Source organism: Pseudomonas parakoreensis (assembly GCF_021602155.1).
Taxonomy (GTDB): Bacteria; Pseudomonadota; Gammaproteobacteria; order Pseudomonadales; family Pseudomonadaceae; genus Aquipseudomonas; species Aquipseudomonas parakoreensis.
Genome location: NZ_BQHY01000013.1, coordinates 22,635 through 45,212, shown reverse-complemented (window position 1 = coordinate 45,212; position 22,578 = coordinate 22,635). Strand labels below are relative to the sequence as shown.

Sequence of the window (22,578 nt, the reverse complement as noted above, 5' to 3'; positions counted from 1 at the left end):
GCCCATGAACGAACAGTTGCAACCCCTCAAGAAACAACCGCGAGCAGGCAAAGCCGGCCGCAGCGGAACCCAGGACGATATTGTCTACGCGCACATTTTCGAGGCGATCCTCGAACAGCGTCTGGCGCCCGGTACAAAATTGAGCGAAGAAGCGCTGGGGGAAATCTTCGGGGTCAGCCGCACCATCATTCGCCGCGCACTGTCGCGTCTGGCCCATGAAGGCGTGGTGCTGTTGCGGCCGAACCGTGGCGCTGTCGTCGCCAGCCCGAGCGTAGAAGAAGCGCGACAGGTGTTCATGGCCCGTCGTCTGGTGGAGCGCGCGATCACCGAATTGGCTGTGCAGCACGCCACCGCCGAGCAGATCGCCGAACTGCGCCAGATGGTCAACGACGAGCGCGACAGCTTCTCCCGCGGCGATCGTGGTGCCGGTATCCGTCTGTCGGGCGAATTCCACCTGAAACTCGCCGAAGCGGCGAAAAATGCGCCACTGATCAGCTTCCAGCGCAGCCTGGTCTCGCAGACCTCGCTGATCATCGCCCAGTACGAAAGCGGCAACCGCTCGCATTGCTCCTACGACGAGCACACCCAGTTGATCGACGCCATCGAAGCGCGCAACGGTGAGCTGGCGGTGGACCTGATGATGCACCACATGGACCACATCGACAGCAAGCTCAACCTCGATGAGGAAAGTGCGTCGGATGACCTGCATGCAGTGTTCTCGCATTTGCTGCAGACCAAGAAGCCTGGGCGTCCGGCGGCCAAGCTTTGAGCTGACACCGAGTCGCCCCAATCGCTGGCAAGCCAGCTCCCACAGGGATTTGTGGGGTTCACCGAATCTGCGATACACCGGAAAACCTGTGGGAGCTGGCTTGCCAGCGATAGCAATCTGACAGGCAACAAAAATCCCCCAGGCTGAAAAGCGCTGGGGGATTTTTTATGCCTTGGGAAACTCAGCGCTGATGCACCAGTGCACCCGCCGCATACGTCTGCTGCACCGTGCGGTCATCCCCGAGCGTCATCAGCACAAACAACGTCTCGGCAATGTTGTTGGCCTGCTTCAAACGATAGCTCAGCAGCGGCGTAGCGTTGTAGTCCAGCACCAGGAAGTCCGCATCGGAACCCGGTTGCAGGTTGCCGATCTTGTCTTCCAGGCGCAGTGCCCGCGCACCGCCGAGGGTCGCCAGGTACAGCGACTTGAACGGACTTAGGCGCGCCCCCTGCAACTGCATGACTTTGTAGGCTTCGTTCAGGGTTTGCAGCAGCGAGAAACTGGTGCCGCCACCGACGTCGGTGCCCAGACCGACATTCAGCTTGTGCTTCTCGGCCATCGGCAGGTTGAACAGGCCGCTGCCGAGGAAGAAGTTCGAGGTCGGGCAGAACGAGATCGCCGAGCCGGTTTCCGCCAGTCGCGCGCATTCGTCGTCGCACAAGTGCACGCCGTGGGCGAACACCGAGCGCTCGCCGAGCAGCTGGTAGTGATCGTAAACGTCCAGATAGCCCTTGCGCTCCGGGAACAGTTCCTTGACCCACTCGATTTCCTTGAGGTTCTCGCTGATGTGGGTCTGCATGTACAGATCCGGGTATTCGGTCAGCAACTGGCCGGCGAGGGTCAGTTGTTCCGGGGTGCTGGTCGGGGCGAAACGCGGGGTGACCGCGTAGTGCAGGCGGCCCTTGCCGTGCCAGCGCTCGATCAGCGCCTTGCTCTCTACGTAGCTGGATTCGGCGGTGTCGGTCAGATAATCCGGCGCGTTGCGGTCCATCATCACCTTGCCGGCGATCATCCGCAGGTCGAGCTTCTCGGCGGCCTCGAAAAACGAATTCACCGACTGCGGGTGCACGCTGCCGAACACCAGCGCGGTGGTGGTGCCGTTGCGCAGCAGTTCCTTGATAAAAATGTCCGCGACTTCATCAGCGTGGGTCTTGTCACCGAACTGGCTTTCGCACGGGAAGGTGTAGGTGTTGAGCCAGTCCAGCAGTTGCTCGCCGTAGGCCCCGACCATGCCGGTTTGCGGCAGGTGGATGTGGGTGTCGATGAAGCCCGGGGTGATCAGCGCATCCTGATAGTGGGTGATCTCGATGTCCGCCGGCAGGGTCGGCAGCAGTTCGCTGGCGTGGCCGAGGGCACTGATCTTGCCGCCATCGACCACCAGCAGGCCGTCCTCGAAATATTCGTAGGAGGCTTCGATACCGACCTCGGCGGGGTCGGCGATGCTGTGCAGGATGGCGGCGCGGTAGGCTTTGCGAGTCAGAGGCATGAGGGTTCTCTAATCAGTTTGAGGCTTTGAGTGTGGCGGCCTGACTGCGCCGGGAAACCGGCAGCAGTTTGGCAATCGGTTCGGCGCTGGCGCTGTGCTGGCCGAAATTGGCGTTATAGGTGGCGATGATTTCGCCGGCGATGGAGATGGCGATTTCCACGGGCAGTTTGCCTTTGACTTCGCCGATGCCCATCGGGCAGCGCATGCGTTGCACGACGCTGCTGTCGAAACCGCGATCACGCAGGCGATGTTCGAATTTGACGCGTTTGGTCTTCGAACCGATCAGGCCGAAGTAAGCGAAGTCGTTGCGCTTGAGGAGCGCGGCCGTCAGTTCCAGGTCGAGCTGATGGTTGTGGGTCATGACGATGCAGTAGCTGCCGGCGGGCAGGTCATCAATTTCATCCACAGGCTCTTCGGCGACGATTTTACGCACGCCGTGGGGAATCTGGTCGGGGAATTCCTCTTCCCGCGAATCGATCCAGCGCACCCGGCACGGCAGACTGGCGAGCAGCGGCACCAGCGCGCGGCCGACATGTCCGGCGCCGAACACGGCAATTTGCGCCTGCACCTGGCCCATCGGTTCGAACAGCAACACGGTGGCGCCACCGCAGCACTGGCCGAGGCTGGCACCAAGGCTGAAACGCTCCAGATGGGTGACCTGCTTGCCGCTGGCGAGCATCTCGCGGGCGATCTGCATGGCTTTGTATTCCAGATGCCCGCCACCGATGGTGTCGAAGGTCTGTTTCGCGCTGACGACCATTTTCGAACCGGCGTTGCGCGGGGTCGAGCCGAGTTCTTCGATGATCGTCACCAGAACGCAGGGTTCGCCCTGGTTCTGCAGGTCGGCGAGGGCGTCGATCCAGTTGTACATGTTCACCTCGACATCTGTCGTTGTCTGTTCGGGCCGCATCGCTGGCAAGCCAGCTCCCACAGGTTTTGTGGTGTACCGCAAATCGTGAAATCACCACGGATCACTGTGGGAGCTGGCTTGCCAGCGATTGGCCGCGCCTCGGTCTAGAGCGGAGCCAGCTCGGTTTCAGCTTCGACCGCTTTCACCGTCTTGAGCTGGCGCATCTGCTCACACCCCCACAACACCCGCTCCGGGGTCGCCGGCGCATCGATCTGCGGTTGATGCTTGTAGTCACCGAGGCTTGCCACCGCGTCCTTGATCGCGCACCACGCGGCAATCCCGAGCATGAACGGCGGCTCACCGACGGCCTTGGAATGGAACACCGTGTCTTCCGGGTTCTTGCGGTTTTCCACCAGTTTCACCCGCAGGTCCAGCGGCATGTCCGCCACGGCCGGGATCTTGTAGCTGGCCGGGCCGTTGGTCATCAGCTTGCCCTTGTTGTTCCAGACCAGCTCTTCCATGGTCAGCCAGCCCATGCCCTGGATGAAACCGCCCTCGACCTGACCGATGTCGATCGCCGGGTTCAGCGAGGCGCCGACGTCGTGGAGGATGTCGGTACGCAGCATCTTGTACTCGCCGGTCAGGGTGTCGACGATCACCTCGCAGCACGCTGCGCCGAAGGCGAAGTAGTAGAACGGCCGGCCCCGGGCCTGGCTGCGGTCGTAGTAGATTTTCGGGGTCTTGTAGAAACCGGTGCTCGACAGCGAGACCTGATTGAAATACGCCAGTTGGATCAGCGCCTCGAAGGTCATGATGTGGTCACGCACGCGCACATGGCCGTTGTGGAATTCCACATCTTCTTCGCTGACCTTGTAGTGCCGTGCGGCGAACTCCACCAGACGCTGCTTGATGATCTCGGCGGCATTCTGCGCGGCCTTGCCGTTGAGGTCAGCGCCGCTGGAAGCCGCAGTCGGCGAGGTGTTTGGCACTTTGTCGGTGTTAGTCGCGGTGATCTGCACGCGATCCATTTCCACCTGGAACACTTCGGCCACCACCTGCGCGACTTTGGTGTTGAGGCCCTGGCCCATTTCCGTGCCGCCGTGGTTCAGGTGGATGCTGCCGTCGGTGTAAACGTGGATCAGCGCGCCGGCCTGGTTGAGGAAACTGGCGGTGAAGGAAATGCCGAATTTCACCGGGGTCAGCGCCAGGCCTTTTTTCAGGATCGGGCTGTTGGCGTTGTAGCGGCGGATCGCCTCGCGGCGCTCGGCGTACTGGCTGCTTTCTTCCAGCTCGGCGGTCATCTCTTCGAGCATGTTGTGCTCGACGGTCTGGTAGTAGTGGGTGACGTTGCGCTCAGTCTTGCCGTAGTAGTTGGCCTTGCGCACGGCCAGTGGATCGAGGTTGAGATGGCGGGCAATCGCGTCCATCACTTCTTCGATGGCGACCATCCCTTGCGGGCCGCCGAAACCCCGGTAAGCAGTGTTCGACGCGGTGTTGGTCTTGCAGCGGTGGCCGTTGATGGTCGCGTCACCGAGGTAATAAGAGTTGTCCGAGTGGAACATCGCCCGGTCGACAATCGAAGCGGAAAGGTCCGGCGAACAGCCGCAGTTGCCGGCCAGGTCCATGGCGATGCCGTGCAGGCGCCCGGTGCTGTCGAAGCCGACGTCGTACTCGACATAGAACGGGTGGCGCTTGCCGGTCATCAGCATGTCTTCGACCCGTGGCAGGCGCATCTTGGTCGGCTGGCCGGTGAGGTGCGCGATCACCGCGCACAGGCACGCCGGGCTGGCGGCCTGGGTTTCCTTGCCGCCGAAACCACCGCCCATGCGGCGCATGTCGACGACGATCTTGTTCATCGACACGTCGAGCACTTCGGCCACCAGTTTCTGCACTTCGGTGGGGTTCTGCGTCGAGCAGTAAACGATCATGCCGCCGTCTTCGGTGGGCATTACCGAGGAGATCTGCGTCTCCAGATAAAAGTGTTCCTGGCCGCCGATGTGCAGCGTGCCTTGAATGCGGTGTTCGGCGGTGGCCAATGCCGAAGCCGAATCGCCACGCTGATGGGTGTGGCTGTCGAGTACGAAATGGCGTTTGCGCAGGGCTTCGACCACGTCCAGCACCGGCTCCAGATCTTCGTATTCGATGATCGCGGCCATCGCGGCTTTACGCGCGGTTTCCAGATCTTTCGCGGCCACGGCCAGCACTGGTTGACCGACGAACTGCACGTCATCGATCGCCAGCAGCGGATCGCCCGGCAGCAGCGGGCCGATGTCTTTCAGGCCCGGCACGTCTTCGTGGGTGATCGCAATGCGCACGCCTTCGAAGGCGTAGCAGGGCTTGGTGTCTATGCGGATGATTTTCGCGTGGGCGCGGTCCGACAGCCGTGCATAAACGTGCAGTTGATTGGGGAATTCCAGGCGATCGTCGATGTACTGCGCTTCACCGGACACATGCTTGGCGGCGCTGTCGTGCTTGACGCTGCGGCCGACGCCGGTGGTCAGGTCCCTGGCGAACAATTCCGCCAGTTCGGCTTGAGTCTTCTCTACGGCGTGATGGTTAGACATAAGCGGTCACCCGAGTCTCGATGTGCGGTGTTTGCAGTTCGATGAAGTATTTGCGCAGCAGGTTCTGCGCGCTGAGCAGGCGATATTCCTTGCTGGCGCGGAAGTCCGAGAGCGGCGTGAAGTCTTCGCCCAGTGCGGCGCAGGCGCGTTCGATAACGGCGTTGCTGAATGGCTGGCCGAGCAGCAAGGCTTCGCAATGGGCGGCGCGTTTGGGGATCGCGGCCATGCCGCCGAACGCCACGCGTGCGTCAGTGATCACGCCATTCTCGACGCGCAGATTGAAGGCGGCGCAGACGGCGGAAATGTCATCGTCCAGACGCTTGGAGACCTTGTAGGCGCGGAAACGCTGCCCGGCCGTGGCACGCGGGACGATGATCTTCTCGATGAACTCGCTTTCCTGACGGGCGGTGACCTTGTAGTCGATGAAGTAATCTTCCAGGTTCAGGGTGCGCCGGGTTTCACCCTTGCACAGCACCACCTGCGCGCCGAGGGCGATCAGCAGCGGTGGCGAATCACCGATCGGCGAGGCGTTGCCGATGTTGCCGCCGAGGGTGCCCTGGTTGCGGATCTGCAGCGAGGCAAAGCGGTGCAGCAGTTCGCCGAAGTCCGGGTATTCGGCAGTCAGCGCTTCGTAGCAGTCGGAGAGGGCGGTGGCGGCGCCGATTTCGAGGCGGTCATCGAAGCTTTCGATGCGCTTCATTTCGGCGACGTTGCCGACGTAGATCATCACCGGCAAGGTGCGGTGAAACTGGGTGACTTCCAGCGCCAGATCGGTACCGCCGGCCAGCAGCCGCGCTTGTGGGTAAGCGTCATACAGATCAGCCAGATCGGCCACGGTCAGCGGCACCAGGCAGCGCTTGTCGCCACTGTTGAGTTCACCGATATCGGTCGGGGCGATGGCTTTGAGGCGGGCGATGGTCTCGGCTTCGCGGGCATCGAACTGGTCCGGCTGTTTGCCGCAGCAGGATTGCTCGGCGGCGGCGAGAATCGGCCGGTAGCCGGTGCAGCGGCAGAGATTGCCGGCCAGCGCTTCGTGCGCCTTGGCCTGATCCGGTGCATCGCTGTTCTTTTGCAGGGCGAACAGCGACATGACGAAACCGGGGGTGCAGAAGCCGCACTGCGAGCCGTGGCACTCGACCATGGCTTGCTGCACGCTGTGCAGTTCGCCCTGGTGCTTGAGGTCTTCGACGCTGATCAGTTGTTTGCCGTGCAGCGACGACACAAAGGTCAGGCACGAGTTGAGGCTGCGATAGCGAATGTGTTCGCGGCCGGCGTCATCGGTTTGCAACTCGCCGACTACTACGGTGCAGGCGCCACAGTCGCCGCTGGCGCAGCCTTCTTTGGTGCCGGATTTGCCTACATGCTCACGCAGGTAATTGAGCACGGTCAGATTCGGGTCCAGGGCGTGCTCGCTACGGAGTTCCTGGTTGAGTAAAAACTGGATCACGGAAGGCCTCGCAGACTCATTATTGTTGTTAACCGACGTGAGCCGAATTTAGCAGGTCTGACTTTTCGGTCAATGGTTTTCTGACTTAAAGGTCAGGAAAATCGGTTTTGTCGATTAACGCGTGCTCTATTGAGTATTGACCCTGAGCGGAACCCCTGCTTTTTTGCTTGAATCGTGCCAAAAAGCGCCGTGCGGGCACTCCGCCATGCACGTGCATTTGCGCTACACTGCGCCGCTTGTGCAGATCGAAGAGTTTGAAGGACAACCATGACGTTCAAGGCGCCGGACAGCCTCGCCGAGCAAATCGCTCACCACCTCGCCGAACGCATCATTCGCGGCGAAATGAAGCCGGGAGAGCGCATTCAGGAACAGAAGGTCACGCTGGCCCTCAATGTCAGCCGCGGATCGGTCCGCGAAGCCCTGCTGATCCTCGAACGCCGTCACCTGATCGCGATCCTGCCGCGACGTGGCGCCCATGTCACCGAACTTACCGCACACAAGGTGCAGAGCCTGTGCAAGCTGATGAGCGAGCTGTACATCCTGCTCGGCAATGCGGTCGCCAATGGCTGGCAGACCCAGGCCGACATGGCGCCGTTCGTGCAGATCCAGCAGCGCCTCACCGCCAGCTATGAGCGTCAGGACATCCGCACCTTCGTCGATGACAGCTTCGCCGTGATGCGCGCGGCGTACCCGTTTGCCAACAACCCGTACCTGCAAGAGACCGTCGAGAACCTGCAGCCGGCCATGAGCCGTGCGTATTTCCTCGCCCTCGAACAGCGCAAGGCCGAAATGAGCGAGTTCCTCGAACAGCGCAAGGCCGAAATGAGCGAGTTCCTCGAACTGTTCGAACGCCTGCTGGCCGCTGTCCTCGCCCGTGATTTGCCGCAGATCCGCATCGTGCTGACGGCTTATGCCCAGCGCAGCTGCGATCTGGTGGTCTCCGCCCTGACGGGTGCCTGAGCGTGCGGCTAAAGTGCATCAAGCTGGCGGGGTTCAAGTCCTTCGTCGACCCGACCACGGTGAACTTCCCCAGTAACATGGCGGCAGTCGTCGGGCCGAACGGTTGCGGCAAGTCGAACATCATCGACGCCGTTCGCTGGGTGATGGGCGAGAGTTCGGCGAAGAACCTGCGTGGCGAGTCGATGACCGACGTCATCTTCAACGGCTCGACCAGTCGTAAGCCGGTGAGTCAGGCGAGCATCGAACTGGTATTCGACAACTCCGACGGCACGCTGGTCGGCGAATACGCGGCGTACGCCGAGATTTCCATTCGCCGCAAAGTCACCCGCGACAGCCAGAACAGCTATTTCCTCAACGGCGCCAAGTGCCGCCGTCGCGACATCACCGACATCTTCCTCGGCACCGGCCTCGGCCCGCGCAGCTACTCGATCATCGAGCAGGGGATGATCTCCAAGCTGATCGAAGCCAAGCCGGAAGACCTGCGCAACTTTATCGAAGAAGCGGCGGGCATCTCCAAGTACAAGGAGCGTCGGCGCGAAACCGAAAACCGCATCCGCCGCACCCACGAAAACCTTGCGCGTCTGACCGACCTGCGTGAAGAGCTGGAGCGCCAGCTCGAACGCCTGCACCGCCAGGCCGAGTCCGCCAAGAAGTATCAGGAATACAAGGCCGAAGAGCGCCAGCTCAAGGCGCAACTGTCGGCCCTGCGCTGGCAGGATCTGAACGATCAGGTCGGCCAGCGCGAATCGATCATCGGCAACCAGGAAGTCAGTTTCGAAGCGCTGGTCGCCGAGCAGCGCAATGCCGATGCCGCCATCGAGCGCCTGCGCGACGGGCACCATGAACTGTCCGAACGCTTCAATCTGGTGCAGGGACGCTTCTATTCGGTCGGCGGCGACATCGCCCGGGTCGAGCAGAGCATTCAGCACGGCCAGCAACGCTTGCGTCAGTTGCAGGACGACCTTAAGGAAGCCGAGCGCGCGCGTCTGGAAACCGAATCGCACCTGGGCCATGACCGTACGTTGCTGCTGACCCTCGGCGAAGAGCTGGACATGCTCATCCCCGAGCAGGAAGTCACCAGTGCCGCCGCCGAAGAGGCCGCCGCCGCACTGGAAGATTCCGAAAGCGTCATGCACGGCTGGCAGGAGCAGTGGGACACCTTCAACCTGACCGCCGCCGAACCCCGGCGCCAGGCCGAAGTGCAGCAGTCGCGGATCCAGCAACTGGAAACCAGCATGGAACGGCTGGCCGATCGGCAAAAGCGTCTCGCCGAGGAGCGCGACTTGCTCTCCGCCGACCCGGAAGACGCGGCGATCATGGCGCTCAACGAGCAGCTCGCCGAATCCGAAGCGACCCTCGAAGATTTGCAGACCAGCGAAGAAGCGCAGGTCGAAAAACTTGAACAACTGCGTCAGGAATTGCAGCAGGCACTGACCGCGCAACAACAGGCGCAGGGCGATCTGCAACGGCTCAACGGGCGACTGGCGTCGCTGGAAGCCTTGCAGCAAGCTGCGCTCGATCCGGGCACCGGCACCGCCGAATGGCTGAAAGAACACAACCTCGCCGAACGGCCGCGTCTGGCCGAAGGCCTGAAGGTCGAGGCTGGTTGGGAGCTGGCGGTGGAAACCGTGCTCGGCGCCGATCTGCAAGCGGTGCTGGTGGATGACTTCAGCGGCTTCGATCTGTCCGGTTTCACCCAAGGCGATTTGCGCCTGCTCAGCCCTGCCAGTGATGGCGTGCGCGTCGCGGGCAGTTTGCTGGATAAAGTCGAGGCGCAGATCGATCTGTCGCCATGGCTCGGCCAGGTCAAACCGGTCGACAGCCTCGAACAGGCGCTGGCCCTGCGCGGGCAGTTGAGTGCCGGGCAGAGCCTGATCAGTCGCGACGGTTACTGGGTTGGTCGACACTTCTTGCGCGTACGTCGCGCCAGTGAAGCCGAGAGCGGCATGCTCGCCCGTGGCCAGGAAATCGAGACGCTGCAGGCCGAGCGCGAAGAGCGCGAAGCCACGGTCGAAGCCATGGAAACCCGCTTGCAGACCTTGCGTGCGCAACAGCGTCAGCAGGAAAACGGCCGCGAACATTTGCGTCGCCTGCTGCAGGATGAAGCCCGCTCCCAAGGTGAATTGAAAGCCCAGTTGTCTGCCGGTAAAGCCAAGGCCGAGCAACTGACGCTGCGCCGCACGCGGCTTGACGAAGAGCTGATCGAGCTCGCCGAGCAGCGCGAGCTTGAGCACGAACAAGTCGGCGAAGCGCGCATGCAATTGCAGGAAGCGCTCGATGCCATGGCGCTGGACACCGAGCAGCGCGAATTGCTGCTGGCCCAGCGTGACAGCTTGCGCGAACGCCTTGATCGCGTGCGCCAGGAAGCCCGCCAGCACAAGGATCACGCCCATCAACTGGCGGTGCGTCTCGGTTCGCTGCGTGCGCAGCACGATTCCACGCGCCAGGCGCTGGAGCGTCTGGAAATGCAGGCCGAGCGCCTGAGCGAAAAACGCGAACAGTTGAGTCTGAATCTGGAGGAGGGCGAGGCGCCGCTGGAAGAGCTGCGCCTGAAACTCGAAGAACTGCTCGACAAGCGCATGACCGTCGACGAAGAACTGAAGACCGCGCAGATCGCCCTGGAAGACGCCGACCGCGAACTGCGCGAGGCGGAAAAGCGCCGGACCCAGGCCGAGCAGCAATCGCAACTGATCCGTGGTCAGCTCGAACAGCAGCGCATGGAATGGCAGGCGCTGACCGTGCGGCGCAAGGCGTTGCAGGATCAATTGCTCGAAGACGGCTACGATCTCAATGGCGTGCTCGCGACATTGACGCCTGAGGCCAGTGAACGCGCCGCCGAAGAAGAACTCGAACGGATCAATGCGCGGATTCAGCGCCTGGGCGCGATCAACCTCGCGGCCATCGACGAATACACGCAACAATCCGAGCGTAAACGTTATCTGGATGCGCAGGACGCCGATCTGGTCGAAGCATTGGAGACCCTGGAAAACGTCATTCGCAAGATCGACAAGGAAACCCGTAACCGTTTCAAAGATACCTTTGATCAGATCAATGGCGGTTTACAGGCGCTTTTCCCGAAAGTTTTCGGTGGCGGCAGCGCGTATTTGGAACTGACGGGCGAAGATCTACTCGATACAGGGGTGACGATCATGGCGCGGCCGCCAGGAAAGAAGAACAGCACCATCCATTTGCTCTCCGGCGGGGAAAAAGCCCTGACCGCGCTGGCCCTGGTTTTTGCGATCTTCAAATTGAATCCGGCGCCGTTCTGCATGCTCGATGAAGTTGACGCGCCACTGGATGACGCTAACGTTGGACGCTACGCACGATTGGTTAAAGAGATGTCGCAGACCGTGCAGTTCATCTATATCACCCACAACAAGATCGCCATGGAAATGGCCGATCAACTGATGGGCGTGACGATGCACGAGCCGGGTTGTTCGCGACTGGTTGCAGTGGATGTCGAGGAGGCGATGGCGATGGTGGACGCCTGAGTCAGCGTGGTGTCGGAAGGGTATGAATAGTCTGTAGGACTTTTTTACCGACTTCGACTTGCTGGCCAATCGACATATTCGCGCAAGCCAACGTGACAGACGGTGTAAAGTTGTCTTTGGTCGTGCTAGTTTAATGTCAATTTTTCGTATACGTGGGCAAAACGCCTGTCAGAACATAGAGTTGGCGCCACGTTTTAAAGCGGTTTGCACAATGTAAACCCCTTATTTTTCAGCATTTTTTATAGAGGCACGGGATTACATGGAAATCGGTCTGCGCGAGTGGCTGATCGTCATCGGCATCATTGTGATAGCCGGTATTCTTTTCGATGGCTGGCGCCGTATGCGCGGCGGCAAGGGAAAACTGAAATTCCGTCTTGACCGAAGTCTGTCCAACCTGCCGGACGAGGACACCAGCGCTGAGCTGTTGGGCCCGGCCCGCGTGCTGGATACGCACAAAGAGCCACAACTGGACGAACACGATCTGCCATCGGTGAGCATGCCGGCCCGCGAAGCACGCGAGCCTCGCGAATCCGGTTCGAAACGTGGCAAGCGCGGCAGCAACGGTCCGGCCCAGGGCGACTTGAACCTCGACCTGGATCTGGACGGCGGTCCGAGCTTCAGCAGCCGTGATGACGACTTCGTCGAAGACAGCAAGCCTGCGCCGGCCGTGGCCGACAAGGATCAGCCGCAAGCCGAAGAAGTCCTGGTGATCAGCGTGATCTGCCGTGACGCCGCCGGCTTCAAAGGCCCGGCCTTGCTGCAGAACATTCTCGAAAGCGGTCTGCGTTTTGGCGAGATGGATATTTTCCACCGCCACGAAAGCATGGCCGGCAACGGTGAAGTGCTGTTCTCCATGGCCAACGCGGTCAAGCCGGGTATTTTCGATCTGGACGACATCGACCATTTCAGCACGCCGGCGGTGAGTTTCTTCCTCGGTCTGCCAGGCCCGCGTCATCCGAAGCAGGCCTTCGACGTGATGGTGGCGGCAGCGCGCAAGCTGTCCCAGGAGCTGAACGGCGAGCTGAAAGACGACCAGCGCAGCGTGCTGACCGCACAGACCATCGAGCACTACCGTCAGCGTATCGTCGAATTCGAGCGCCGCGCCCTGACCCAGAAGCGCTAAGGCCAGAGCGCAGTTGTGGCGAGGGAGCTTGCTCCCGCTCGGTGGCGAAGCCGCCGTGATTTTGGGGCTGCTGCGCAGCCCGGCGGGAGCAAGCTCCCTCGCCACAATGTCCATAGCCCTGAGCCACTGTGATTTAGAGATTGAGCAGCCTCGGCTGCTCTTTTGCTTTATGAGAGAACACCCATGACCGCCGCCAAAAACCGCATTCTAGAGCTGCGCGCTGAACTCGATCAGCACAACTACCGGTACCACGTCCTCGACGAGCCGAGCATTCCGGACGCCGAGTACGATCGGTTGTTCCACGAGCTCAAGGCGCTGGAGGCGGCCAATCCCGAACTGATCACCAGCGACTCGCCGACCCAGCGTGTCGGCAGCGTGGCGTTGACTGCCTTCACCCAGGTGCGTCACGAAGTGCCGATGCTCAGTCTCGGCAACGCCTTCGAAGAAACCGACATGCGCGAATTCGACCGCCGGGTGACCGAAGGTCTGGATCTGCCGGCCGGTGATCTGTTCGGTGGCGGTGCGGCGGTGGAATACAGCTGTGAGCCGAAACTCGATGGCCTGGCGGTCAGCCTGCTGTATCAGAACGGTGTGCTGGTACGCGGCGCTACCCGTGGCGATGGCACCACCGGTGAAGACATCAGCGTCAACGTGCGCACGGTGCGCAACATTCCGTTGAAGCTGCATGGCGAAGGCTGGCCGGCGACTCTGGAAGTGCGTGGTGAAGTATTTATGTCCAAGGCCGGTTTCGAGCGCCTTAACGCTTCGCAACTGGAAGTCGGCGGCAAGACCTTCGCCAACCCGCGCAATGCCGCGGCCGGCAGCCTGCGCCAGCTGGATTCGAAGATCACCGCCAACCGCCCGCTGGAATTCTGCTGCTACGGCATCGGTCAGGTCTCCCACGATATCTCCGATACCCACATCGGCAACCTCAAGCAGTTGCAGAAGTGGGGCCTGCCGATCAGCCACGAGCTGAAACTGGCCAAAGGCATCGGCGAGTGCCTGGATTACTACCGCGACATCGGCGAACGGCGTAACGCGCTGGCCTACGAAATCGACGGTGTGGTGTTCAAGGTCAACAGCATCGCCGATCAGCGCGAGCTGGGCTTCCGTGCCCGCGAACCGCGCTGGGCGATTGCGCACAAATTCCCGGCCATGGAAGAGCTCACCGAACTGCTCGACGTGGAATTCCAGGTCGGCCGCACCGGCGCCGTCACGCCGGTGGCGCGGCTGAAACCGGTCAAGGTCGCGGGCGTCACCGTGGCCAACGCCACCCTGCACAACATGGACGAAGTGGCGCGCCTGGGCCTGATGATCGGCGACACGGTGATCATCCGCCGCGCCGGAGACGTGATCCCGCAGGTGGTGCAAGTGGTCACCGAACGTCGCCCCGAGAATGCGCGTCCTGTGGCGATTCCAGAGAGCTGCCCGGTCTGCGGCTCCCATGTCGAGCGCACGCAACTGGTCAAGCGCAGCAAAGGCAAGGAAACCATCAGCGAAGGTGCGGTGTACCGTTGCGTTGGCCGTCTGGCCTGTGGTGCGCAGCTGAAGCAGGCGATCATTCACTTCGTCTCGCGTCGGGCGATGGACATCGAAGGCCTTGGCGACAAGAGCGTCGAGCAACTGGTCGACGAAGGTCTGGTCAATTCGCCGGCCGATCTGTATGCGCTGAAGTTCGACGACATTGTTGATCTGGAAGGCTTCGCTGAAGTCTCCAGCAACAAGCTGCTGGCGGCGATTGAAGACAGCAAGCAGCCGGGGCTGGCGCGTTTCATCTACGCCCTTGGCATTCCCGATGTCGGCGAAGAGACGGCCAAAGTCCTGGCGCGCTCGCTGGGTTCGCTGGAGCGCGTGCAACAGGCGCTGCCACAAGTGCTGACCTACCTGCCGGACATCGGTCTGGAAGTGGCGCACGAGATTCACAGCTTCTTTGAAGATGCGCACAACCAGCAGGTGATCAGCGAGTTGCTGGGGCATGGCTTGCAGATTCAGGATCAGGGCGAGTTGGGCGCCGAGTTCGCCGCCAGCACCACGCTCGGCGGTCTGCTCGACAAGTTGCACATTCCCTTTGTCGGCCCGGGCGGCGCGCAAAAACTGGCGGACAAATTCGGTTCGCTGGAAGCGGTAATGAATGCCGACTGGCTGGACATGCGCCAGGCGCTGCCGGAGAAGCAGGCCAATTCGGTGCGTGAGTTTTTTGCTGTGGCCGAGCACCGGCAGATTGCCGAAGCGGCGGAGAAACAGCTGCGTGATTTCGGCATGCACTGGCTCAGCGAGAAGAAAGTCGTCGAAGGCCTGCCGTTGTCCGGCGAAACCTGGGTGCTGACCGGCAAGGTCGAGCTGATGAGCCGTGATGTGGCCAAGGAACATCTGGAAAGCCTTGGCGCCAAGGTCGCCGGTTCGGTATCGGCCAAGACCCACTGCGTAGTGGCGGGGCCCGGAGCCGGTTCGAAATTGACCAAGGCCAATGAGCTGGGGGTGAAGGTGATGGACGAAGAGGCGTTTATCGCTTTCCTGAAGGGACACGGTCTGTCCGTTTAAGAACAAAAGATCGCAGCCTTCGGCAGCTCCTACAGGGGATCAATGTGGCAAGACACTAATTCTGTAGGAGCTGCCGCAGGCTGCGATCTTTTGCTTTTCCCCACACAAAGCGTGGGAACGATCAGCGCACGAGGATGATCTAGTCTTGGCAAGCCCCAGGGAGAGATCGCCATGTACCGCTTTTTCGAGCAGCTCAGTTCTCGCATCGTCGCGCCGTTCATGGGCGAGTCTTCACGCAACAGCAAAATCTGGCCGTGCCGCTGCGGCCAGTCGCTGTTCTTTCGCAACAGCCAGTGCCTGGCTTGCAGCGCCATGCTCGGCTATCAGCCTGAAGCAAGTCGCCTGACCTCGCTGAAGCCCGGGCCGCAGGACGGTAGCTGGACACTCGATGCCGATCCCGACGCCGGATTGTTCCGCCGCTGCGCCAATCTCGACACTCCCGCCGCCTGCAATTGGCTGCTGCCGGATAACGGCCGCGACAGCCTGTGCGTCGCCTGCAGCCTCAATCGCACCATCCCCGACCTCTCGGTGCCGGAAAACCCTGAGCGCTGGCGCAAAGTCGAAATCGCCAAACGCCGGTTGGTGGCGCAACTGATCACCCTCGGGCTGCCGGTCATCCCGAAAACCGTGGATGAAGAGCGCGGCCTGGCCTTTGATTTCATCGGCGTCGACCTCGAAGGCAACGCGCCAATGACCGGCCACGCTAACGGCCTGATCACCCTCGACATCAAAGAAGCCGACGACGCCCATCGCGAGCAGGTGCGGGCGGCGATGCATGAACCTTATCGCACGCTGCTCGGGCATTTCCGGCATGAGGTCGGGCATTATTATTGGGATCGTCTGATCGCCAACGGCCCGTGGCTCGAAGCCTTCCGCAACCTGTTCGGCGACGAGCGCGCCAGTTACGCCGAAGCGCTCGACCGTCACTATCAACAAGGCGCGCCGCTGGACTGGCCGCAACACTACGTCAGCGCCTACGCGACCATGCACCCGTGGGAAGACTGGGCGGAAACCTGGGCGCATTACCTGCACATGATGGACGCGGTGGACACTGCACTGGGTTTCGGCATGAGTGCACGGGAGATGGACTTCGACTATCAGCCGTTTCCACCCAGCACACTGTATGACCCAGAGCATCCCGGCGGCGCGGCGTTCCTGTCGTTCGTCAACGCCTGGATCGAACTGGCGGGCATGCTCAACGAACTGTCGCGCAGCATGGGGCAGCCGGATTTCTACCCGTTCGTGCTGCCGGCGGCGGCGATTGCCAAACTGCACTTCATTCATCTGGTGATCCAGCAGGCGGGCGGCAAAGCGGACGAGGTGCTGACCCTGTAGGAGCTGCCGCAGGCTGCGATCTTTTCAGGCTCAGCGCATGTCCTTGAACCCGTTCATATTTTTTATCTGCAACCAACGGTTGTAACTTCATCTCAGATAGGTACAATGGCGCGGCTCGCCGACAGGTGAGTGTCGTTATGGTGACCCCATCGGTCCCCCCGCAACGATTACCCGTGAACCTGGTCAGATCCGGAAGGAAGCAGCCACAGCGGGAACATTGTGTGCCGGGGTGTGGCTGGTGGGGTTACCACCTTAACGAACAAAGAACGCTTCAACAGAACTGCATGGGTTTCGCCCACTGCGGTTTTTTTATGCCCGCGATTTGGGCTTTCACGCCAGCCCCTGTGGGAACAAGCCTGCTCGTGAAGGCAGCCACCCCGATGCCTGTTCAGCCACCAAGGTTGAACAGTGGCATACTCCACCGTCTTGCTGCGCGCGTCGTTGACAAGTTCGCGCCCTGGCTACGAGGTTGTATGCACCCGGAACATCACGATTTATCCACCGCCGTTTACTTGCCCGTGACGGACGAGACCTGCGCGAGCCTGTTGCAGCCCGATGGCGTGACAATCCTCGACACGCTGACAGATGCGCAGCTCGCCGCCGTGCTGGTCATCCAGAATCTGGCTCAGGCCGCCGAGAAGGATCTCACTGCCGCTGCGGCGGAGAAGGTGCTGGCGCGGCTGATTGCGTGGGCGGTCGATGGCCGGACAGGGTTGCTGTCCGAGGCGCAACGACTGTTCGATCCGCGTCAGCTGTATTTCGGCCTGAACGCCATCAGGGGATTGAATCTGCGTTTGCTGTTGGCTGACGAGGTGTCGGCGCAGGATTACTTGCTGCCCGATGGCAAGTGGGATGATGAGTTCAAAACGCGCCACCACGCGGCCAACAATCCGTTCAGCCAGCAGATGATCAGCCCGGCACACCGCGAGCGCTGGCTCAGCGCCGCGCAAGACAAACTGGTCAGAACCTTCCGCGCCAACCTCGATGAAGACCTGCACGTCCAAGGCTACGCCGGGATCGGCAAGAGTCACCTGATCGGCGCCTTGACCGAGTGTCTGGATCCCGCGAAAACCCTGCTGCTGGCACGCACGCCGGAAAAACTCGCGACGCTCCGCCAACGCATGGGCGTTACCGGTGACCGCAAACCCGGCATCACCTTTGAAGCGTTCGCGCGCGGGCTGATTTATGGGCGCAAGCTGCCACCCGCAGGCGCCGCCGGCCGGGTCGCGAGCAAACAGAGTCTGGCGCAGGCGCTGAATATCCTGGGCTTTCGCGAGCACGACGCGCAACGCACCCTGAGCGTTTGTCTGGAAACCCTTGAGCGCTATTGCCACTCCCGGGACTACAGCCTGTCGGCGCATCATCTGCCGCATTTCAAACTGTCCTTGTCCAGCCTTGAGTCCAAGGTGTTGCTGGAGTATTCGAGCCGCGTCTGGACTTACCTCGAGGCCAACCCGGCGTGGGGCCGGCAGAGCGGCTTCGAAGCCTTGTTGCTGATCAAGCGGGCAAGCCTCGCGGGCTGCGTGGTGCCGTCGCGGTATACCCACGTGCTGATCGACGAGAGCCAGGACATTCCTGCGTCGCTGCTGCAGATTATCGAGCGCGGCCGGCAGGTGCTGATCACGCTTGGCGATGAGTACCAGCACGCCGAGCGCGATCTGGTGAAAAGAAAACGTGAAGTGCGCCAGAGCGATATCACCTATTCGGTGCGTTCGGGGCGCAACGTCGAGCGTCTGGTCAATCCACTGATTTCCCGGCACTCGGAAAAGAGCAAGATACCCTTCGAAGGCGCGCGTGAGGCGGACGTCGGCATCGAGTTTTATCCACAGGGCTTTGTCCCGCCGCAAGGTTGTGTGGTGCTGACGGCGTCACCGTGGGACACCATGAAGTGGGCGATGCAGCTACACGATGCCAATTGCCCGTTCAGCTTTGCCGACATGAAAGCGCAGCGCGACTTCGAACACTTCATGACCAGTGCCATCGAGTTGTTCAGGGTCGATTACTACAGTTCCACGCACAGCGAGAAGGGCGCGCATCGCTATTTCAGCGACGTGCCGAAGTGGCAGCAGGTGCGCGAGGCCAACCAGTACGACGAGGCGTTTCTGTGGGTCGAGGCCGAGCTGGAGAAGGGCTTCAAGGTCGCTGACCTGACCCGGCTCAACCGGATGATCGGCAGCCCCGGCAAAAGCTGCCTGCTGATGCCGGCGCAGGAGGCGGGCGGCATGGAGTTCGACCGCGTTCTGCTGACGCCCGAACTGCTGACCAACGTGCAGTTCAAGGACGCCTACGCGTTCGATCAGCGGATCTGCGCCGTGTACATCGCCATCTCCCGCGCCCGCCAGCAGCTTTACCTGCCGTATGATGTGGTCGAGTGGATCGAGTTTCACGACTACCAGAAATTCCGTGAGTCGCACGGTTACTGAATAATCCTCTGTGGGAAATGTCTCGCCCCAAAAAAGGGGTTATGGGGTGGTTTGAGAGGATCCGGTATACAACCGGATGATGTCATCAATCTCCCCCGACATTTTCATCCGCAGCAACGTGCGCAGAATTCGCTGCACCGGCACCTGCGGATCATTCCTCACATAGCAGCCGACATGCTGTTCCTGCAGCACCGCCACCCCCTGCAGTTGCTGCGTGGGCAGCAGGCGCTGATTGAACCAGTCCAGTGTCCATTGATTGCTCACCGCATAGCGATAACGCCCGGCCAGGAGTTTTTCCAGCACTTGTTCCTGATTGCGCGCGTCGTCGCGTTGCAGGTGGTCGGCGTCGAACAGCGGCTGCAGAGTCGGGTAGGTGTAGCCGAGCACGGTGCCGATCGATTGCCGGGGCAGGCGGGCGGGATCGATGTGGAGCGGTTGATTGTCGCGGCTGATCAGCAGATCGCGCTGGAACAGCAGCGGGAGGCTCCAGATGTAGTCTCCGGACTGATTCGGTAGCCACGATTGTGCGGCATAGCAGCGCACGTCGACTTCACCGTGTTCCATGGCGTTCTGCACCCGGGCGCGCGGCAGCACATGGAATTCGGCGGGTACGCCGACCTGTGTCGCCAGGCTGAGCATGATGTCGTGGAGAATGCCCTGGGTGGGGCGGCCGTGCTCGATTTGCACCATGGGCATCGCCCAGCTGTCGGCCACGACGAAGCGCAGCGGCGGTTCGGCGGCGTTCACGCTCAGACTGATCCCCAACAAAGCTCCCAAGGCCCAACGCATAAATGCTCCGATGAGTCCCGACCACGAGCGAAATTTCCTCGCCAACAGCAGCTTAGCCAGATTAGACGAGCACACCGGATGCAATTTTGCCCTTGCTCCGCTAGCATTAGCCGCTTCAGCTTCCTTCGTTGCGACGGTTTTCGATGAGTTATCAGGTTCTTGCACGTAAATGGCGTCCGCGCTCGTTCCGCGAAATGGTCGGCCAGACCCATGTGCTCAAGGCTCTGATCAATGCCTTGGACAGCCAGCGGCTGCACCACGCGTACCTGTTCACCGGTACCCGCGGGGTCGGCAAGACCACCATTGCGCGGATCATTGCCAAATGCCTGAACTGTGAGACAGGTATCACTTCCAGCCCCTGCGGCGAGTGTTCGGTGTGCCGCGAGATCGATGAAGGGCGCTTCGTCGACCTGATCGAGATCGACGCCGCGAGCCGGACCAAGGTCGAGGACACCCGCGAGCTGCTCGATAATGTGCAGTACGCGCCGAGCCGTGGGCGTTTCAAGGTCTACCTGATCGACGAAGTGCACATGCTCTCCAGCCATTCCTTCAATGCGCTGCTGAAAACCCTTGAAGAGCCGCCGCCGTACGTCAAGTTCATCCTCGCGACCACGGATCCGCAGAAACTTCCGGCAACGATTTTGTCGCGTTGCCTGCAGTTCTCGCTGAAGAACATGACGCCCGAGCGCGTGGTCGAGCATCTGACCCACGTGCTCGGCGCCGAAAACGTGCCGTTCGAAGACGACGCGCTGTGGCTGCTGGGCCGCGCCGCCGATGGCTCGATGCGTGACGCCATGAGCCTGACCGACCAGGCCATCGCCTTCGGTGAAGGCAAGGTATTGGCCGCCGATGTGCGGGCGATGCTCGGCACGCTGGATCACGGCCAGGTCTTCGACGTGCTGCATGCACTGATCGAAGGCGACGCCAAGGCGTTGCTCGAAGCCGTGCGCCACTTGGCCGAGCAAGGCCCGGACTGGAATGGCGTGCTCTCGGAAATGCTCAACGTGCTGCACCGTGTCGCCATTGCCCAGGCCTTGCCTGAAGGTGTCGACAACGGTCATGGCGACCGTGACCGCGTATTGGCTTTGGCTCAGGCGCTGCCGGCCGAAGACGTGCAGTTCTATTACCAGATGGGCCTGATCGGCCGCCGCGACTTGCCGCTGGCGCCGGACCCGCGTGGCGGTTTCGAGATGGTGTTGCTGCGGATGTTGGCCTTCCGGCCCGCCGACACCGCGGACGCCCCGAGGCAACCGCTAAAGCCAGTGGGGATCAGCCAGGCCACAGTTGATTCCGCAAACTCCGTGGCTGCCGCGCCCAAGCCTGCGCCGGTGGTCGCTGCGGCTGTTGCGCCAACGCCAGCAGCGGTTGCTGCGCCGGCTCCGGAGCCAGCGCCTGTGGTGGTCGCCGTGCCGGCACCTGCGCCGGAACCAGAGCCAGTCGCCGAAGCAGTGGTCGACCTGCCGTGGAACGATCCGGTCGAACCTGAGCCGGAACCCGCGCCTGTGCAGCAGCCGGCCGTCGAGCCGGTGCTGGAAACCGCCAGCGAGCAGCCCGAATTGCCGCCGATGCCGCTGCCGACCCCGGACAGCGTGGTGCCGGACGCGCCCGAGTGGGCCGCTGCGCCGATTCCCGAACCGTCGGTCGCCGACATTGATGCCGCCACGCCGGGCATGGACCTCGACGATGAGCCGCCGCTGGACGAAGACTACATCGAACCGGACATGGATTCGGCCTACAGCTACCTCGACGACCTCGCCAGCGAGCACACCGCCGAGCCAGCCCCGGAACCCGAGCCGGAGCCTGCCGCCGCGCCGGCCACCGGTCTGGCGTTGCAATGGCTGGAGCTGTTCCCGCAACTGCCGATCTCCGGCATGACCGGCAGCATCGCCGCCAACTGCACGCTGATTGCGGTCGATGGCGACCATTGGCTGATGCACCTGGACCCGGCGCACAGCGCACTGTTCAACGCCACGCAACAGCGGCGTCTGAACGACGCGTTGAACCAGTTCCACGGTCGCACGCTGAGCCTGACCATCGAGCTGATCAAGCCCGAGCAGGAAACCCCGGCGCAAGCTGCTTCGCGGCGTCGGGCCAACCGTCAGCGCGAGGCGGAGGAATCGATCCACGGCGATCCGTTCATCCAGCAGATGGTCCAACAGTTCGGTGCGGTGGTGCGACACGATACTATTGAACCTGTCGATGCCTTGGTCGCCCAAGGCTAATAACTGAGGGCGTTCGGCGTTAAGCGCCGGGCGCTGTTTTGATCCAAGTACTTTTGAGGTGATTCCCATGATGAAAGGTGGCATGGCCGGCCTGATGAAGCAGGCGCAGCAGATGCAGGAAAAAATGGCCAAGATGCAGGAAGAACTGGCCAACGCCGAAGTCACTGGCAAGGCCGGTGGCGATATGGTCACCGTGGTCATGACCGGTCGTCACGACGTGAAAAGCGTCAGCATCGACCCAAGCCTGGTTGAAGGCCTGAGCGAAGATGACAAGGAAATGCTCGAAGCCGTGGTCGCCGCCGCCGTCAACGACGCCGTGCGCAAGATCGAAGCCAACAGCCAGGAAAAAATGGGCAGCATGACCGCCGGCATGAACCTGCCAGCGGGGATGAAACTGCCATTCTGATTCGCCAACGCGGGTTGGATGAGCTACACAAAATGCCAGGCATCGCGCCTGGCATTTTTTTTCCGTTTCTGGGGCGTTCGGTATTCGTTTGTGGCGAGGGAGCTTGCTCCCGCTCGGCGACGAAGTCGTCGTAAACCCTGAAAACCCGGTATTCCTGAAAGGAAGCAGGGGG

Annotated in this window: 14 protein-coding genes and 1 other RNA gene; 10 read left to right on the top strand and 5 right to left on the bottom strand. The window is 61.6% G+C overall.

Annotated features, from left to right (window positions below; all coding sequences use genetic code 11):
- Positions 1 to 4: 4 nt before the first annotated feature.
- Positions 5 to 769, top strand: a complete 765-nt coding sequence (locus tag L6D63_RS20230; RefSeq protein WP_007961054.1) for a GntR family transcriptional regulator — start codon at positions 5 to 7, stop codon at positions 767 to 769.
- A gap of 181 nt (positions 770 to 950) precedes the next feature.
- Here the strand turns inward: L6D63_RS20230 and guaD are convergent, their stop codons facing one another.
- The 4 genes from guaD to xdhA all read right to left on the bottom strand — a co-directional run bounded on the left by guaD (position 951) and on the right by xdhA (position 7,116).
- Complete coding sequence (guaD, locus tag L6D63_RS20225) at positions 951 to 2,255, bottom strand: guanine deaminase (protein ID WP_131670046.1); 1,305 nt, start codon at positions 2,253 to 2,255, stop codon at positions 951 to 953.
- A gap of 13 nt (positions 2,256 to 2,268) precedes the next feature.
- A complete protein-coding gene (xdhC, locus tag L6D63_RS20220; RefSeq protein ID WP_131670047.1) occupies positions 2,269 to 3,126 on the bottom strand; it encodes a xanthine dehydrogenase accessory protein XdhC in 858 nt (285 codons plus the stop codon).
- A gap of 143 nt (positions 3,127 to 3,269) precedes the next feature.
- Complete coding sequence (gene xdhB, locus L6D63_RS20215) at positions 3,270 to 5,669, bottom strand: xanthine dehydrogenase molybdopterin binding subunit (RefSeq protein ID WP_047293027.1); 2,400 nt, start codon at positions 5,667 to 5,669, stop codon at positions 3,270 to 3,272.
- The gene (gene xdhA / locus L6D63_RS20210; protein ID WP_131670048.1) at positions 5,662 to 7,116 is read right to left on the bottom strand and encodes a xanthine dehydrogenase small subunit; all 1,455 of its coding nucleotides are present in this window, start codon (positions 7,114 to 7,116) and stop codon (positions 5,662 to 5,664) included. Before xdhA ends, xdhB begins: the two co-directional genes overlap by 8 nt.
- Positions 7,117 to 7,383: 267 nt before the next feature.
- On the opposite strand from xdhA, the gene L6D63_RS20205 reads away from it, so the two are divergent.
- The 7 genes from L6D63_RS20205 to L6D63_RS20175 all read left to right on the top strand — a co-directional run bounded on the left by L6D63_RS20205 (position 7,384) and on the right by L6D63_RS20175 (position 18,989).
- On the top strand, positions 7,384 to 8,076 hold the full coding sequence (locus L6D63_RS20205) for a GntR family transcriptional regulator (protein WP_131670049.1): 693 nt from the start codon (positions 7,384 to 7,386) through the stop codon (positions 8,074 to 8,076).
- 2 nt (positions 8,077 to 8,078) lie between these two features.
- Positions 8,079 to 11,567, top strand: a complete 3,489-nt coding sequence (smc, locus tag L6D63_RS20200) for a chromosome segregation protein SMC (RefSeq protein ID WP_095667079.1) — start codon at positions 8,079 to 8,081, stop codon at positions 11,565 to 11,567.
- Between the two features lie 259 nt (positions 11,568 to 11,826).
- Positions 11,827 to 12,690, top strand: coding sequence for a cell division protein ZipA (gene zipA / locus L6D63_RS20195; RefSeq protein WP_047293036.1), 864 nt, complete (start codon positions 11,827 to 11,829; stop codon positions 12,688 to 12,690).
- Positions 12,691 to 12,873: 183 nt separating this feature from the next.
- A complete protein-coding gene (ligA, locus tag L6D63_RS20190) occupies positions 12,874 to 15,231 on the top strand; it encodes an NAD-dependent DNA ligase LigA (RefSeq protein WP_131670050.1) in 2,358 nt (785 codons plus the stop codon).
- A gap of 171 nt (positions 15,232 to 15,402) precedes the next feature.
- Entirely contained in the window at positions 15,403 to 16,566 is a 1,164-nt protein-coding gene (locus tag L6D63_RS20185; RefSeq protein WP_131670051.1) for a zinc-binding metallopeptidase family protein, read from the top strand.
- Positions 16,567 to 16,713: 147 nt separating this feature from the next.
- Positions 16,714 to 16,810, top strand: an RNA gene (gene ffs / locus L6D63_RS20180) — signal recognition particle sRNA small type.
- Positions 16,811 to 17,039: 229 nt separating this feature from the next.
- Positions 17,040 to 18,989: a hypothetical protein gene (locus tag L6D63_RS20175; RefSeq protein WP_131670052.1), complete on the top strand. Its 1,950-nt coding sequence runs from the start codon at positions 17,040 to 17,042 to the stop codon at positions 18,987 to 18,989.
- A 39-nt stretch (positions 18,990 to 19,028) separates the two neighbouring features.
- Here L6D63_RS20175 and L6D63_RS20170 read toward each other — a convergent pair whose 3' ends face one another.
- Positions 19,029 to 19,778, bottom strand: coding sequence for a substrate-binding periplasmic protein (locus tag L6D63_RS20170; RefSeq protein WP_131670053.1), 750 nt, complete (start codon positions 19,776 to 19,778; stop codon positions 19,029 to 19,031).
- Positions 19,779 to 19,921: 143 nt separating this feature from the next.
- Between L6D63_RS20170 and dnaX the strand changes: the two genes are divergently transcribed.
- Positions 19,922 to 22,000, top strand: a complete 2,079-nt coding sequence (gene dnaX, locus L6D63_RS20165) for a DNA polymerase III subunit gamma/tau (protein ID WP_131670054.1) — start codon at positions 19,922 to 19,924, stop codon at positions 21,998 to 22,000.
- Between the two features lie 67 nt (positions 22,001 to 22,067).
- A complete protein-coding gene (locus L6D63_RS20160; protein WP_003223337.1) occupies positions 22,068 to 22,406 on the top strand; it encodes a YbaB/EbfC family nucleoid-associated protein in 339 nt (112 codons plus the stop codon).
- Positions 22,407 to 22,578 lie beyond the last annotated feature (172 nt).

What these genes read in the sequence shown, in the direction of transcription:
- L6D63_RS20230 (WP_007961054.1), top strand. Translation starts at nt 5, where the DNA reads ATGAACGAACAGTTGCAACCCCTCAAGAAACAACCGCGAGCAGGCAAA.
- guaD (WP_131670046.1), bottom strand. Translation starts at nt 2,255, where the DNA reads ATGCCTCTGACTCGCAAAGCCTACCGCGCCGCCATCCTGCACAGCATC.
- xdhC (WP_131670047.1), bottom strand. Translation starts at nt 3,126, where the DNA reads ATGTACAACTGGATCGACGCCCTCGCCGACCTGCAGAACCAGGGCGAA.
- xdhB (WP_047293027.1), bottom strand. Translation starts at nt 5,669, where the DNA reads ATGTCTAACCATCACGCCGTAGAGAAGACTCAAGCCGAACTGGCGGAA.
- L6D63_RS20205 (WP_131670049.1), top strand. Translation starts at nt 7,384, where the DNA reads ATGACGTTCAAGGCGCCGGACAGCCTCGCCGAGCAAATCGCTCACCAC.
- zipA (WP_047293036.1), top strand. Translation starts at nt 11,827, where the DNA reads ATGGAAATCGGTCTGCGCGAGTGGCTGATCGTCATCGGCATCATTGTG.
- ligA (WP_131670050.1), top strand. Translation starts at nt 12,874, where the DNA reads ATGACCGCCGCCAAAAACCGCATTCTAGAGCTGCGCGCTGAACTCGAT.
- L6D63_RS20185 (WP_131670051.1), top strand. Translation starts at nt 15,403, where the DNA reads ATGTACCGCTTTTTCGAGCAGCTCAGTTCTCGCATCGTCGCGCCGTTC.
- L6D63_RS20175 (WP_131670052.1), top strand. Translation starts at nt 17,040, where the DNA reads ATGCACCCGGAACATCACGATTTATCCACCGCCGTTTACTTGCCCGTG.
- L6D63_RS20170 (WP_131670053.1), bottom strand. Translation starts at nt 19,778, where the DNA reads ATGCGTTGGGCCTTGGGAGCTTTGTTGGGGATCAGTCTGAGCGTGAAC.
- dnaX (WP_131670054.1), top strand. Translation starts at nt 19,922, where the DNA reads ATGAGTTATCAGGTTCTTGCACGTAAATGGCGTCCGCGCTCGTTCCGC.
- L6D63_RS20160 (WP_003223337.1), top strand. Translation starts at nt 22,068, where the DNA reads ATGATGAAAGGTGGCATGGCCGGCCTGATGAAGCAGGCGCAGCAGATG.